This window comes from Halomicroarcula saliterrae (genome assembly GCF_031624395.1).
In the GTDB taxonomy this organism is placed as follows: Archaea; Halobacteriota; Halobacteria; order Halobacteriales; family Haloarculaceae; genus Haloarcula; species Haloarcula saliterrae.
The window spans coordinates 173795-188332 of record NZ_JAMQON010000006.1 but is presented as its reverse complement, the minus strand read 5'-3'; the positions used below and the strand labels follow the sequence as shown (position 1 = coordinate 188332).

The following is a 14538-nucleotide window of genomic DNA, read 5'->3' as shown; positions in this document are numbered from 1 at the left end:
GAGGGAACGCAACCCAGTGTCAGCGGTACCCCAGTGCATGCAGTTGCTCCGTCCGTCCGGCATCGGCTTCGTTGGCAGTCCAATCCTCGGGGTCTCTAGTCTTGCTGTCGGTCGCGTCTGTCTCTATCCAGGGAACGGTTCGGAGGCAATCGAACGGCATATCGCCCGGGTGCCCGTACACCGTCCACTCCCCGAGTGCGTTGCCGTGATCCGATGTCACGATTACGCGGTCAGCATCGACGTTGTTCAGGAGCGTCTCGACTTCGTCGAGTCCGGCGCGCAGGTTATGCCGATACCCCTCCCAAACTTCCTGCTTCTCCAGAGACCCGTCGGACAGTTTCTCCCAGACATCTCGCCACTCCTGATCGCCGAAATTGTCCAGTTCCTTCCCTTTGCTCAGGTCGTCAGCGTCGAGGAACGGACAGTGGGGCTGCATGTAGTGAGCGATGACGCGCTCGGTATCGGAATCACGCATCCGCCGAATAGTCTCGTCGGTAATCGCCTCTGGGGGTACCGTTCCCGGTTCCACCCATGCGGACTGCCATATCTCGGCAAGTTCCGCAAAATCGCCCGCCCGTAACTGGCTTTCGCTGAACGGGTTCCCACAGACGTACGACGTTTCAGCCATCTCTTCACGATACGACTGGACAAACGTATCCCGCATCCAGGCGGCGGTCGCGCTGTTGACGGACCGTATCGACCCGAGGTCCTCGATCCACTCGTATTCGTCTGCCACTTCCCGCATCAGATCTAGTCGACAGGCGTCGAGGATAACGAGGAGGTCCCAGTCGAACTCGTAAATCGGTCGTCCGGAGTCTGTGAGAACGTCCCCCAGAGATATCAGTTTGTTCTTGACTGGCTGCAATGAACGCTTCGCACCGGTCATCCCGTCCTGTCGGATGCGCACCTTGCTTTCCCGGAGCCATTGGACGATATACATACTTCTGATTCCCTCACTTCGGTACAATCTCCCCCATAGAAGTTAAATTTAGAGGGGCAAACATATAATAAAAACTACCAGTAGCGCATCGAAGTAGCCATCGATAAATACGACGGAGGTCCTTCGTAATTTTAGAGAGAATGTCTCGTATAACCGAGTTAGCTCGGAAAGCCCAGAAGAAGGCTCCGTTAGACTTGCAAACTCACTTCGGTCCGCTGTACTATCGATATCTCTCGCGCCAGGCGGACAAAAAGCACCAGAACGAGGTGACAGCGTCGCCCACGGCCGGTCCCGACGCACCGGACCACGTTGTCGTGCTGGTTATCGACGCGCTGCGACCGGATTTTGCGCCGGACCTCCTACAGCTGGATTTCACCAGAGCCGTCGCTCCCGGGACGTGGACGTTTCCGTCGGTCACGTCGATGCAGACTGGCCTCCCACCGCACGAACACGGCGCCGTCGCGCACACGCACCCGGACGACGAGTCGTTCGCCATTCCAAAGCAGTACGGTGGCACCGAGACTCTCCCCGCGGTGCTCGAAGCGGCGGGGTACGAGACGTACCTCGGGAGTGCGTTCATCACACCGTATCTCGCGCTCAACGGCTGGTACCAGTCCCACCGTGTCTACGGGGACGCGCCCGCCGAAACGGTGCTCTCCGACTACCGAAGCTGGCGGCGCAATCGGGAGCTGAGCTACGCCTACCTGCAGCTCGGTGACCTGCACGCCCCGATAGAGCCACCGGAGGAGTACGTCCGAAACCGAGACGTCGATACGTCCCTCGAAGGACTGGCCGAACTGGACAAGTACACCGAGGACTACAGTGCTGCACCGCCTCAGTGGCGCGAACAACGACTCCGACTCTACCAAGCGGCGCTCGACTACGTAGAGGACACCCTCGAATCACACCTCTCTGAAATCTTGGACGACACGCTCGTTGTCGTCGTCGGTGACCACGGCGAAGCCATGTGGGAGAACCACGAACTCGACAAGCAGTTCGCGGATTCGCGCCCGAACTACGGTGTCGGACACGGGGGCACACCGCTGGATGAGATCGCCCGAGTGCCACTAGCGGTGCATCATCCGTCACGCGACGGCCCGACGTTTGCCGGCTTGCCTAACGGCAGGGATATCCCACGCACAATCTGTGACGGCGTGGGTATCACGGACCCGACGTTCGACGGTGTCAGCTGGTTCGAGGGGATTCCGTCGGACCGCTCGACCGTCTGTGAGGCGACCCGGTACGGAACGGAACGAAAAGCGGTATATCAGGGGAACGAGAAGGTGATTCGCTCTCAGACGAGAGATATCACGCTGGGCGCGACAGTGAAAGACGCCGGTGGCGAGACGTTCGACACGCTATCGGAGGAAACCATGGAGCGGCTAGTGGCACAGCTTCCGGACAGCTGGGACGACATGGATATCGAGGGCGAGGCGTCGGCGATGGTACAGGACCAGCTCGAAGCGCTCGGATACCGGTAACCCGACACCCAGCGGGCCTGTCGTTCTGCGCTACTCGAAGAGACTGTTGTTGTTTGGCTGTGGCGGCGCATCACTGATTTTTGCCATCTGCCACTGTGCGGTCCGTACGTAGAGCCCGCTGCCGCTGCCGTCAGCAGTGTTCTGAAAGATTACCATGTCTCCGGGACGCCAGTTACGCGGGTGCGGTTCCACGGCGTCCGAGCTTTCGTAGCCGAACCCGTCGATAGTGGTGCCAAGCCCCAACCCGGACCAGTTCTGACCGTCGCTGTTCCAGTTCGAAATGCCACCCCTCGTCGTGATTTTCATATCGCCTCCGCGGACGGGATATCTGGTCTGGTGAACGTCCTCGAAGTGACCGTCAAATCGAACTGACCCGCCAGTAATCGGGACGTCGGCATCTGACGAATCGACTCCGATATCGACGTTGCTGCCCTGAATGTGCCCACCGATCAGTACCTTCGCTTCGGACGCTCCCGTGTGTCGAATCGCCGTGTTGCAGAACAGGAAGGTACAGTTCGGAACTTTGTTGCTGTTGAGAAATCCGTTACCTTTGGCACCTGATCGAGCATCGATTCCGATGTCGAATCCGGCAATCGTAACCACGTTGAGATAGCAGTGCGTGACGTACTTTCCGGATGTGTCACCGCCTTCTAGAACCAGGCCGGCGCCACCGCTTCGGGACCCGACGACGGTCACTGGACCGCCGATAACGACGTTTGATTCTGCCCTGGCAATCGGTGTTGTGGGTGAACTGACTGCGGATATCTTCAACGCGTCCGAACTGTAGTTGACCGAGTCGTGAACCTTGATTTTCAAGACACCGTCCTGTCTGCTCCCTCCGTCCATACGGATGATGTCTCTGTCTTCTTGAACGCGCAAGATAGCTGCGTTACTGTACAGAGTGACGAATCTGGGCACGGTTATCGTCTCCGTGATATCGTAGACCCTGTCGGGGACGAGATGGACCGCCTGTGGCCTGTCCGCGGAGGCGGCATCGGCCGCATCGTTTAGCGTCCGCTGGAGTTCAGATACGTCGTGGACGATTCTCGTCCCGTTGTCGATGTGGCTCTCGACGGTATCGACAGTGAGAGCGTTCGCGTCGATGTCGTCCGCGTAGATGGTCGGTCTATCGGAGGGGGTACCGATCTGTGTCGCGTCTCCCGTGGAAGCACCCGCCGAACCGCTTGCTGCGAGCGATATCCCGCCTGCACCAAGAACGCCGAGGCCTTTGAGTACCTGTCGCCGGCTCGGCAACGCTCGCTCGACTATCCGTTCGAGCGCCGCAATCCTCGCTTCGAGCTCTTCTTTCGTCGGCTCGCTATCTTTTGACATATAGCTATCGAGTCCGGAGGGCAGATTCTGGCACTGAGACTACCATATTACGACTGCGGACGTGGATAGTATTAGGGGAATTCTCGACATAAGTACGTGGTGGCTAATAATCAACATCACCCCATCGTGTTACCACGCGGTAACTACCTGCCATCGGTAAAGACGTGCTGAGAGCCCCTAAATACCGGACCAGACAGTATTTATCGGACATCGAGTCGAGACGTTCTGGAGTAGTTCCCGCTCGTGAAAACACCGGGACAGACAGTCGGGCTTTCTCTTCAGTCCCTAGCTGTGCCAATCGCCATTCTGTCGGCGGGACAGAACCACGTGGACGAGTCCGTACAGTACCACCAGCGGGAAGACCACTAGCGAAACCAGTATGAACATATCGTTCGGCGGAGCGTTCGCCGCGAAGGACGGGTTCAGGTCCGGATTCGCTTCCATCAGCGGCCAGAACAGGTTCGGATAAAAGTACGCGTCCCGACCCTTCCAGAGTAGCTGATAGAAATCGCCCGCGATGTGTGCGAGATAGACGAGACTGAACAGGACGGCGCGACGCCCAGCCCCTTTTCTGGCGGCGATGGCAGTGCCCACGACGAGAATCGGGACGGCGACCACCACGGAGTGTGCCAGCATGCGCCCGCTGGGAATGATACCGAACGTCCAGGCGAGCGGTTTGTCGATGATGTCGGGCAGCTGGGACGCGAGCAAGACCAGTAGCAGTCCCGGCCCGGACGGGAGCCGGCGGTGACGAACAACGGTGTATACGAGGACTGGAATCACAGCGACGGCGAAGTGCTCTACCGGCCTCATTTATACCACTTCTCGACACCGCAAATAAAAATATGTGTCTACTGAGTCACGTCCACCCAGAGGTGGAGTTTTCGATAGGCGGCCGAGCGGTCGATAGGCTCGTCGACCTGACCGCGGTAGAGCAGATACCGGAGCCGGAGGCCACTGCCGGTCGTCTCCGGGGCGACCGAGTGTTGTCGTGTCCACGTCTCGTTGTGTGCCAGCGTGGGTTGGTACCGAGCCAGCTGCGTCGATTCGTCTATGCGGGTCTCGTTGTCCAACCGCGTGACACGCTGTAACTGGACGATGACTGTGTACGACGTCTGCTCGTGTTCGTTGTTGCTGATGCCCACTACCAGCGACCGCGGCTGGCCGCGGTCGAACTCGGTGGGATAGTCGTCGGCGACCAGTTGCCCGGACTCGTTCTCCGTGACCAGATAGAACTCCGAGAAGGATTCGCCCTCCTGTGGGACGGAGACGGCGTATCCGACGCTCGTGGCTAACAGTAACACGCTCACCACGAGCCCCACGTTGAGGACGAGGTCGGTCTGTGAGTCGGGAGCGACGAATTCCGCTCGGGCACGCGCGTACCAGTCTCGGTACGGAACCCGAAACCGGTCCGCTTCCGGTATCACCCACCGGCGACGGACGGCGATACCGGTGAACGATAGCGTAAATCCGGAGAGAGCGACCATGATGGGTACTGACCTGATTCCCCACGGGGTGTAGTTCAACAACAGCCCCGCGAGCGCCACGACGGCGATACTCAGTCCCAGCGATAGGGCCACCCGCTCCAGTCCCCCGATGCTGACGCCCTCCGCTGGGGAGTCCAGCTTGGGTTCGCTGTCGTCTCTCACGGACGATTTTTCCAGTCCCGATTCGGGAAACAGGGCCGCGAGTAGGGCGTATCCGGGCGCGAACAGCACCAGTGGAATGCCGACGAGTACGCGAAGTGGAGTGTCCCGGAGTACTGGGAGAAACACCAGTACGTTGGTGGCGAGTACCAGCACGCCGACTGCTGCCAGGTCGGCCGGGACCCGTGCGAGTGGCCGCGGGACGAGCAACCATATATTTCGCAGCCGACTCATTTTCCTTGAAGAGGTAGGTCCCAGATATAAATGTCGTGGTCCTGACCGTCTAACCCCAACCCGCTCCGTGCTACTCGTCCCAGCTACAGGTGACGAAGAACGTATCCTCGTTGTCAGTGGCCTCGTTCACGTCGAGGGACACCGGTTCGCCGAGGCCGGACGCCAGACCCACGGCGAGGAGGGACGCTATCGGGTGGTCGAACTGCGTCGGCTTGCCGTAGACGGACCCGCGGACGGCGACCGTAATGGTCCCGTCGTCGGTGTCCGTCCCCTTCGAGATGTGTTCGGCTATCTCGAACTGCTCGACCACGGCGTCGGAGAGCTGGTCGGTGAGGGTCGTGGGCTCGGTGGCCAGCGCGCCGCTGACGGCGTCCTCCACGGCTGTCAAGAGGCGACCCCCACTGGGTTCCAGCGCCAGTCCGCGCGTGGCGTCGCCCTCGGGGACCACGATAGTCCCGGACAGCTCGCGTTCCTCCGGTAGGACGTAGGGCCACCGCTGCGGGACGAACAACCGGACCTCGTCACCGTTCCGTACCGGGACGTAGACGCGCTCGTCCGACAGGCCCAGCTCCGAGACCAGCGCCGCCTCGTTGCCGGCAAACACCGAGTAGATGTCCCTGCCGACCTCCGCGGAGACGAACGTCGCCGGGGTGAGGTAGTAGGTGAGAACAGCGCCGAACAGTCCGATACCCGCGAGGGCAACGAGGACGTCGCGCGCGTTCGGGAGGAGTACTGCGCCGCCGACTGCCAGGACGCCGACGAGACAGAGTCCGATAGCTGTCTGGCGGTACTGTGTCGTCTTGGCCTGCACGTACGATTCGTGGAGCCGCTCGTTTTCCTCGGCCAGGAGTTCGAGTTGTGTGCGCAGCTCCTCACGGGAGTGTTCGTCGTCGGTCGCTTCGGTGGCGTGGCCCTTGGTGCTCATTTGTGGTGGGAGCTGGCGCCCGGTTACACGGCTCTGGAGAGCGCGTCCTGATTATTGTGTCGCTTTCGGTCGTCGAAGAAAACACCCTCCACCGACCGGAGTCCGGTCACGGTTCCGTCGCGGTCGACGCCGACTCGACGGGCAAGAGCGAGTAGCGATGTAACAGGTACGCGAGGAGCCCGACGGCAGCCAGCAGAGTACCAGCGGCCGCGAGGAGTCCGACGGAGCGGGCGAGCCCGCCCGTGAGGACACCCAGCAAGGCCGCGAACCCCAGAAACACGACCGTGCCGAAGAGCGGTCGAGACTCCGAGCGCAAGTCGATCAGGAGCAGCGCGATAAGCGCCGCCGCCCCGGGCGCGACTGCCGTCAGTGGGAGACCCGGCGGGGCGAGCACGACCAGAACGAACTGGCCGATGACGAACGCGACGGTCCGCGGAACCACCGCCCAGGCCGCGACGACGAGGAGCCAGCCGAAGGCCCCGAAGAGCCCGCCGAGGTCCCAGAAGGTCACCAGCACGGCCACCAGAACGACGAGGTCGGCCCACCCCCGCCACGACGACCAGCGCAAGGCGTCCAACCGGGTGGAGTTCGACGAACTCGCCTCCGAATCAGCCGGTGCCGGTGTCACTGTGGTACCCCCCGCTCACTGTCGTCGGCAGCGAGGACGGTCGAAAGTCGCTCGGTGGGGCTGACCTCGAACACGGTGACTCTCGATAGCGAGCCGAGTTCCTCCCGGAAGTCCTCGAAGGCCTGATACCGTCGGTAGGCGTCGTCGACGTCGGCTAACGACTGCGCCTCGAACAGCACTGACGGGGTCAGAAAGACCACGACCTCCCCGTTCCCCCGTCGGGCGTTCCGGACCGTCTCCCGGAGCTCGGTCTGGTTCCGGTCGTCGGTGACAAGTATCGTTCGGAGGTCGCCGTGGATACGGGTCTCGGCCGTCCGGAGGCCGCCAAAGAGCGGCTGGTCGGCGAACCGTTTGACGTAGGCGTTCGTGTCCGACAGGAACGGCTTCAGTTTGCTATCGAACGCCGTCTCGCCGTCCAGCCGGGTCGCGGTCTGTCGGGCCTGTGCCGGGTCCGTCCAGTCTGACTGTCCCTCGGACTCCGCGACGGTCGGTTCCAGCGACCGCAGCCGCTCCGTGATTAGCCGGTGTTGGTTCGTGGCCGGACTCGGCGCGAACGTCTCGGTCAGACCGCGGTCGCCGACGGCGTACCACCCCAGCGCGTCGCCTCGCTCGCGGATGTCTCCCACGACTGCGAGGGCCACCTGCCGGGCGTAATCGAGCTTCGTCTCCCGGTCGCGTCCGGTCCCCATCGTCGCTCGGTGGTCGAAAACCAGGAGCGTCGACAGCTCCGATTCGGTCTCGAACTCGCGGACGTACAGCTCGTTGCGACGGGCGGTGGCGTTCCAGTCGATCCGGCGTGGGGTGTCCCCGGGCTGGTATTTGCGTATCTCCGCCGGCGTGAGCCCACTGCCGCTTTGCTCCGTCTCGTGTTCGCCAAGGCCCGCCGGTACCCGTTTGTCACGCTCTCCGATGAACAGGTCACGCGGTGCCCGCGGCTCGACTGTGACCGCCGATTCCGTCCCCACTGGCACGCGCTGTCCGAACAGTCCGAGCGAGTCCCGGAACTGCGCCGTCGGCCGGGGGACGGTGAACGACCCCGCAACGGGCCACTGAAGCTCGAAGGAACCGCTGGCCCGCTGTGACCCCGGTTTCAGAGACACGCGCGCGCCCGCCCCGTCACCACCGGCCGGGGGTGTCGTCTCGACGACGACACCGGACCGGATACCCTCCTCGGCCTGTACCGAGAGCTCTCCGACCGTCTCCCTGCCCGCGGCCACGCGTGTGTCTTCGATACGCTGTGTGACATCCAGTGCCCCGACCACGGAGCGGGTCGTGCGAACGAACCGATACTGACGGGTCAGCAGCCAACTGGCGAGGGCCACGGCACCGAGGAGTAGCAGCTGGCGTTCGAGCACGACGGCCCACACCGCTAGCGAGGCCACCAGCGCCACCGCCGTCCAGTATCGGCGTGTCACCTGCATCTGATTACAGTCACGGAGAGCTGGAAGTTAAGTCATCGGGAGACGGACTCACCAGCGACGGCGTTCGCGAGGGCGACGCCGAGACGGAGAATTTTCAAACCCTCGCGTAAAGAATTCAACTATGGACCGCTCAGAACGAACCCTCTCCTCTCTCTTTCTGTCTCTTCTCGTCGTGGGCTCACTCGTCGCCACCGCTCCCGGGGTCGCTGGTGGCGCCGACGTGCAGCCGGGCCCGTCGGCCCAGCAAGCGACTCCGGGAGACGGCTCGAACGCGACAGTGAGTCAGGAACGTCCCGGGTCGGTGTCAGAGCAGGGTGACGTACAGCGGCTGCGTGGATATCTCGAACGGTCCCTCTTCGATAAGTTACGCCAGAGCACACGCGACCTCTCGGCGGAGCGGTTCGACTCCGCCCGCTCGGCTCTCGGTGCGGGGTACGCCAGCGACCTGCGGCGCTACAGCGAGGTAGCTAACGAAACCGGCAACCAGACCGACGACCGCACGGTCGCGACGCTGCGAGCGCTGGGCGCCAGTCAGCGGGAGTTTACGAACACGACTGCGACCTACACCACGACCCTGCGGCAGTACCGGGGCGCTCGCGCACGGGGGAACGAGTCCGGGGCCCGCGAGTACGCCCGCGACTTAGAGCGGTTAGCCAACGCCACGCGGGCCCAGAACGAATCGCTCAGGGCCCAGTACAGGACCCTCGAAGCCCGGACCGGGACCGAGACGGACGAGCTACGGACGGAGGTCAGGTCGGTCGCTCGGACGGTCAGTCGGGAACAGGAGACAGTTCGGGCGGAGTCGTTCGTCGGGACGACCCTGGACGTCGAAACGAACGGCACGGACGTGTCGTTCACCGACCCGATGGCGATAACCGGACAACTGTCGACGGACAGGGGGGAGCCCGTCGACGACCAGCGGGTCCGGCTCAGGGTCGGGAACCGGCTGTACCGGACCACGACGAACGCCTCGGGGTCGTTCACCGTCCGGTATCGACCGGTCAGTATCCCGGCGAACGCGACGACAGTCCGGGTCCAGTACGTCCCGCGGTCGTCGCTGGGCTACTTCGGTGCACGGGCGAACGTCTCGGCGAACGTCACGCAGGTCCCACTGACGTTATCGACGACGGGGACGCCACAGTCGGTCGGCTACGGTGAGGCGGTCTCGACGCGTCTCACCGCGACTGCCGGCGGACGACCCGTCCCCTCGTTGCCGGTGACACAGACGCTCGGGACGACCACGGTCGGCACCGTCACCACCGGGAACGGTACGAGCACAATCAGTCAACGGGTGCCGGCGTCCCTGGCGACCGGCGAAACGACGCTCCGGGTGACACAGTCCCGTTCGGACCTCGCTGTCGGCCCCGCCGAGACGGCGACCGCCATCAACGTGACGCCGACGGAGACGGCGCTATCGGTCGGTGTGGTGACGGCCGGTGAGGCAGTGACGATGCGGGGCCGACTGACCACAGCGGCGGGGGCGTCGATCGCGAACCAGTCCGTACGGGTTGCGTTTGGCGATTTCCAGAGCACGGTCACCACGAACCGGACGGGGTACTTCCAGTTACAGGTAGCCGAGGGCTCGAACAACGCCAGTTTCAGCGCCGGGGAGCTACTCGTGACGGCGACCTTTACCGGGACCGGGACGAACCTCGATGGAAGCGAGTCCGAGACGATTGTGCAGGTGCCGGGCAGTTCCGGCGGCATCGGGGCGACACTGGCCGGTCTGGTAGACGACGAGATAACGCTACTGGAGGGAGTCGGGGGCGGGTTCCTTCTGGTCCTCATCGGCGCCCTGGTGGTCTGGTCCCGCCGTGATACCGACACGGCAGAGCCGACACCGGAAGCCGTCGAACCCGAGGTCCCTTCGACTGACGACGACACGGTCGAGTACAGTCGCGAGTGGCTCGACCTGGCCCGTTCGACCCTTTCGAGCAACGAGCCCGAGATGGCTGCCGTGGCCGCCTACAGCGCCGTCCGCAGTCGTCTGGCACACGAAGCGGACCTCCCCGACGCGCTCACCCACCGAGAGTTTGTGACCGCCTGCCACAAACGACTGGAGTCCGACAGGCTGTCGGCCCTGTCGGACGTGTCGGTGGCCTACGAACGGGCGTCGTTCAAGGGCAGTATCACGTACGACGGGGCGGTCGACGCTATCGATGCAGCGACGACAGTGGTCGACGAGGAATCCCGCTGACCGGCCCGTATCGACGGGGAGCTGTCGAACCCGGACCGCCACACTGTGGTGTGGTTACATATAACATGCATTTACTCCAAGGGAGAAGTTATTTCATCGCAGACCGAGACATAATTGCACGGAGTTATACACCGCATGGAGACGAACCAAGAGACGGGAACCACGCAGTTTCTGCCCGGCGAACGCCGAGTTCGACAGGGCGTCAAGGGGCTCGTGACCAGCTCGAACGCCGTGTTGTTGCTCGAAGAGCGCCACGGGGACGGCAAAGCGTTCTGGACGCTGCCGGGCGGGGGGGTAGAACCCGGGGAGACACCTCGGGCAGCGCTGCGTCGCGAACTTCGGGAAGAACTGCAGTGTGAGTCCGTCCTCGGGTCGCCACTCAGGCGGTTTCCGTACGTACACGCCTCGCGACCGAACGTCGTTTCCATGTACACCATCTTCGAGTGTGCGGTCACTGAGCCGCCCGAGCCCAACGACTGTGAGGGGATTCGCGGCTATCAGTGGCTGTCACCGGAAGAGTTGCCGCCGGAGACTCTGCCACAGGTCCGAGCGATGGTACGGAATCTGGCCGACCTGCGGGCGCCGTGATAGCGGTCGACGCCGAACTCAGTGTTCGACGAACTCCAGCAGGATGCCGCCCGTGTCTCTCGGATGGAGGAACGCGACGCTGTGGCCCCACGCCCCCTCGCGGGGTCGTTCGTCGATGAGTTCGACACCGGCATCGCGAGCCCGCGCGAGGGCTGATTCGAGGTCTTCGGTCTCGACGGCGAGATGGTGGATCCCGGGGCCGTTTCGTTCGAGATGTCGGCTGATGGGGCCCGAATCCATCGGTTCGAGCAGCTCGAAGTACCCGTTGCCGAAGTCGAGAAACGCGATTTTCATCCCGTCGAACGTCTCCTCGTGAACGATATCGACCTCGAACAGCGCGGCGAACTGCTGGCTCAACTCCGCTACGTCGTCGGTCGCGAGACCCGCGTGGTCGAATTGCATCACTGTCACGTTCGGATATCCGACAGGAAATAACAGTATCGAAATCCCGACACCGACTCCGGCCCGCTCAGTCGGCGAGGCTCAGCCGCGACCGCCACGCGTCGTAGCCGGGGTACTCCGACCGGAGGAGGCCGTCGATAACCGTATGATTCACTCCCCGTCGAATCGGCCGGTTGGGCTCGGAAGCTCCGCCAGAATGAACCGTTTCTTCGGCTGTCGGATACGACGAGCGGGTCCGCAGAGAGTCCAGTGTGGAACTATCTATCCGGTTTTTGATTAAAAAATAAACCGCCAAGCAGTTATAATCCTATCCTGTATCTCCCATATGGAAAATCAGCGGATCCTCATCACCGGCGGAGCCGGATTCATCGGGGCGAACTTCGCGAACACGCTGGCCGCCGACAACGACGTCGTCGCGCTAGACGACGGCTACCTCGGGACGCCGGAGAATCTGAACAGAGAAGTCGAATTCAGGGAACAGAGCGTCCTCGACGACGACCTCCCGACCGACGTCGACGTGGTCGTCCACCTGGCCGCGCTGTCGTCCTACGCCATGCACGAGGACAACCCGACGAAGGGCGCCCGCGTCAACGTCGAGGGGTTCGTCAACACCGTGGACCAGGCCCGGCAGGACGGCTGTGACACCGTCGTCTACGCGACTACCTCGTCCATCTACGGGAGCCGGACGAACCCGTCGCCGGAGGACATGGCCGTCGAGACCAACACCGGCTACGAAGCGTCGAAACTGGCCCGGGAGCGGTACGGCGAGTACTTCGCCAACCACTACGACATGAACATGGCGGGGCTCAGGTTCTTCTCCGTCTATCAGGGCTACGGCGGCGCCGAGGAACACAAGGGCGAGTACGCGAACGTCATCGCGCAGTTCGCCGACGACATCGCCCAGGGGAACCAGCCGAAGCTCTACGGCGACGGCGAACAGACCCGCGATTTCACCCACGTGTCCGATATCGTCCGTGGTATCGAACAGACGGCCGAGCACGGGCTCACCGGTATCTACAACCTCGGCACCGGCGAGCGCTACAGCTTCAACACCGTCGTCGAGATGATAAACGACGAGCTGGGGACCGACGTCGAACCGACCTACGTCGAGAACCCGATTCCAGAGGACGTCTACGTCCACGATACCTGTGCGGACTCGTCGAAGATCCGCGAGGCGACGGGCTGGGAGCCCAGTATCGACTTCGAGACGGGAATAGAGCGCGTCTGCCAGCAGTACAAGTAGCGACAGACCGTACGTTTCGGGGTGTACGGGAACTCGCGACACTGCGCACCGCCGGAGAGGCGGCCGAGCCCGACGACAGGCACCGATACGCACGACCTCGCGGGTGAGACGACGGTGCCAGTTTTCAGGTCCCGCCGCTATCGAAGGCGTCAGAGAGCTTCTCTCGCATGAACTCTCGTCGGAGCTCCCGACGCCGGTCCTCGGAGAGGTAGTCGTCCCAGACCACGCTGGCCGATGCGCTGCCCTGTTCCTCGGCGACCGCCTGTATCTGGTGTTCGACCAGTTCCTCCACGGTCGAGGAGTAGCGGTCGTACCAGAACCGCCGGGCCATCTGGGGCACTGGCTTGCGACCGCCGATTTCGTCGGGGATATCGGCTCGGTGAGCGAGCTCGTCGAACCAGTTCCGAATCGTCCCGCCGGTCCGGTGGCCGCTGGCCGACCGAGGCGACGGGAACAGATAGCCACTCCAGTCCGTCTCGTCGGCACACTCTCGTATCCGGTCTTCCACGACACCCTGCCCGTAGATGAGCGCGACCGACCCCGGACCGTTCTTGCGGCTCTCGAACTCGATGCGGGGGGCGTCGTCGTCGAGGACCAGCTGGTCGGCGTGGAGTGCGGCGACCTCCCCGGAGCGCAGTCCCCACCCACAGAGTGCCACGACGAGGAGCCGCTCACGCGTCTCGGTAGTGGCGTCGAACAGCGCTGTGACGTGGGCCGGACCCAGCGGTGGGTTCGACGTCGGCCCGGCGTCGTCACCGCTCCAGTTGTAATCCAGTCCGTCCGTGGGGTTCAGTGCGGCCTCACGCCGGCTGACCAGCGTTGTGTACCAGTCCGAGACCGTGATGTAGATACGGCGAAGCGTCTCGCGAGCGACCGCCTCGTCCAGGGCATCGAAAGTCGCCCAGCAGGCGTCGACGGCCTCGTGGGCCGGGACAGCCGACTCCCGGGCGACTGGAGAGATGAGGTCGTCGGTCTCGTTCACGGCAGCGTAGGCCCGGACGTACCGGCCGAGTCGACTTCGGTGGGCGTCGACGGTGGACTCGCTCCAGGACTTGCGCTGTTGCTGGCGGTCGAGATAGCGTTCGAGCGCGTCGACGGTGTCTTCGTGGTCGACTGCCCACTCGTATCCCCGGGATTCGAGTCCGAGCTCCTGCTCCCAGAACTCCGTGACCGTAGTGTCGTGGTGCTCCTGAAGAGTGTAGATGAAGCGACGGAAGCCGTTGTCGTTGAGCCAGTCGTAGGTCGGCTGGTCGGTCTCGGGGTCGAGGCCGTCCGCTCGCATCGCGGGCGCGACGGCGTCCCAGTAGGCGTCCACGAGCCCGTCGCGGTCCAGCAGCGTCCAGGAGGGGTTGCTCCGGGTGTGTGAATCGGCCGATTTCGGCATAGACAGCGATACAGTAAGCGGTCTAAAATATCTGTTGGACTTTGTGACCGTCGCAGTCTCCCTATCCAACAGGAGATATGCATACAGAGCATAAAATTGGATGAATCGCATAGCGCT

At 63.1% G+C, this 14538-nt stretch carries 13 protein-coding genes; 4 read left to right on the top strand and 9 right to left on the bottom strand.

The window, feature by feature from the left end; genetic code table 11:
- Positions 1 to 19: 19 nt before the first annotated feature.
- Positions 20 to 940, bottom strand: a complete 921-nt coding sequence (locus NDI56_RS18840; protein ID WP_310921286.1) for an alkaline phosphatase family protein — start codon at positions 938 to 940, stop codon at positions 20 to 22.
- 266 nt (positions 941 to 1206) lie between these two features.
- Here NDI56_RS18840 and NDI56_RS18835 point away from each other — a divergent pair, with 266 nt between their 5' ends.
- Complete coding sequence (locus NDI56_RS18835; protein WP_310921285.1) at positions 1207 to 2421, top strand: sulfatase-like hydrolase/transferase; 1215 nt, start codon at positions 1207 to 1209, stop codon at positions 2419 to 2421.
- A gap of 30 nt (positions 2422 to 2451) precedes the next feature.
- On the opposite strand, the gene NDI56_RS18830 is transcribed toward NDI56_RS18835, so the two are convergent.
- From NDI56_RS18830 to NDI56_RS18805, 6 genes are all read right to left on the bottom strand, one after another.
- Positions 2452 to 3753 (bottom strand): hypothetical protein, encoded by a 1302-nt coding sequence (locus tag NDI56_RS18830; protein WP_310921283.1) that lies wholly within the window; start codon positions 3751 to 3753, stop codon positions 2452 to 2454.
- Between the two features lie 285 nt (positions 3754 to 4038).
- Entirely contained in the window at positions 4039 to 4566 is a 528-nt protein-coding gene (locus tag NDI56_RS18825; protein ID WP_310921282.1) for a metal-dependent hydrolase, read from the bottom strand.
- A gap of 38 nt (positions 4567 to 4604) precedes the next feature.
- The gene (locus NDI56_RS18820) at positions 4605 to 5633 is read right to left on the bottom strand and encodes a DUF1616 domain-containing protein (protein ID WP_310921281.1); all 1029 of its coding nucleotides are present in this window, start codon (positions 5631 to 5633) and stop codon (positions 4605 to 4607) included.
- Positions 5634 to 5703: 70 nt separating this feature from the next.
- Entirely contained in the window at positions 5704 to 6558 is an 855-nt protein-coding gene (locus tag NDI56_RS18815; RefSeq protein WP_310921280.1) for a DUF7982 domain-containing protein, read from the bottom strand.
- Positions 6559 to 6664: 106 nt separating this feature from the next.
- Positions 6665 to 7186: a DUF8163 family membrane protein gene (locus NDI56_RS18810; RefSeq protein ID WP_310921278.1), complete on the bottom strand. Its 522-nt coding sequence runs from the start codon at positions 7184 to 7186 to the stop codon at positions 6665 to 6667.
- Positions 7183 to 8607 (bottom strand): DUF58 domain-containing protein, encoded by a 1425-nt coding sequence (locus NDI56_RS18805; protein ID WP_310921276.1) that lies wholly within the window; start codon positions 8605 to 8607, stop codon positions 7183 to 7185. Before NDI56_RS18805 ends, NDI56_RS18810 begins: the two co-directional genes overlap by 4 nt.
- A 121-nt stretch (positions 8608 to 8728) precedes the next feature.
- On the opposite strand from NDI56_RS18805, the gene NDI56_RS18800 reads away from it, so the two are divergent.
- Complete coding sequence (locus NDI56_RS18800) at positions 8729 to 10804, top strand: hypothetical protein (protein ID WP_310921275.1); 2076 nt, start codon at positions 8729 to 8731, stop codon at positions 10802 to 10804.
- A gap of 135 nt (positions 10805 to 10939) precedes the next feature.
- A complete protein-coding gene (locus NDI56_RS18795) occupies positions 10940 to 11392 on the top strand; it encodes an NUDIX hydrolase (RefSeq protein ID WP_310921273.1) in 453 nt (150 codons plus the stop codon).
- Between the two features lie 18 nt (positions 11393 to 11410).
- On the opposite strand, the gene mce is transcribed toward NDI56_RS18795, so the two are convergent.
- Positions 11411 to 11794, bottom strand: a complete 384-nt coding sequence (gene mce, locus NDI56_RS18790; RefSeq protein ID WP_310921271.1) for a methylmalonyl-CoA epimerase — start codon at positions 11792 to 11794, stop codon at positions 11411 to 11413.
- A gap of 325 nt (positions 11795 to 12119) precedes the next feature.
- On the opposite strand from mce, the gene NDI56_RS18785 reads away from it, so the two are divergent.
- Positions 12120 to 13037, top strand: coding sequence for an NAD-dependent epimerase/dehydratase family protein (locus NDI56_RS18785; protein WP_310921270.1), 918 nt, complete (start codon positions 12120 to 12122; stop codon positions 13035 to 13037).
- A gap of 124 nt (positions 13038 to 13161) precedes the next feature.
- Here the strand turns inward: NDI56_RS18785 and NDI56_RS18780 are convergent, their stop codons facing one another.
- Positions 13162 to 14421 carry a tyrosine-type recombinase/integrase gene (locus tag NDI56_RS18780; RefSeq protein ID WP_310921269.1) on the bottom strand — a complete coding sequence of 420 codons (1260 nt, stop codon included), beginning with the start codon at positions 14419 to 14421 and terminating at the stop codon, positions 13162 to 13164.
- Between the last annotated feature and the right edge of the window lie 117 nt (positions 14422 to 14538).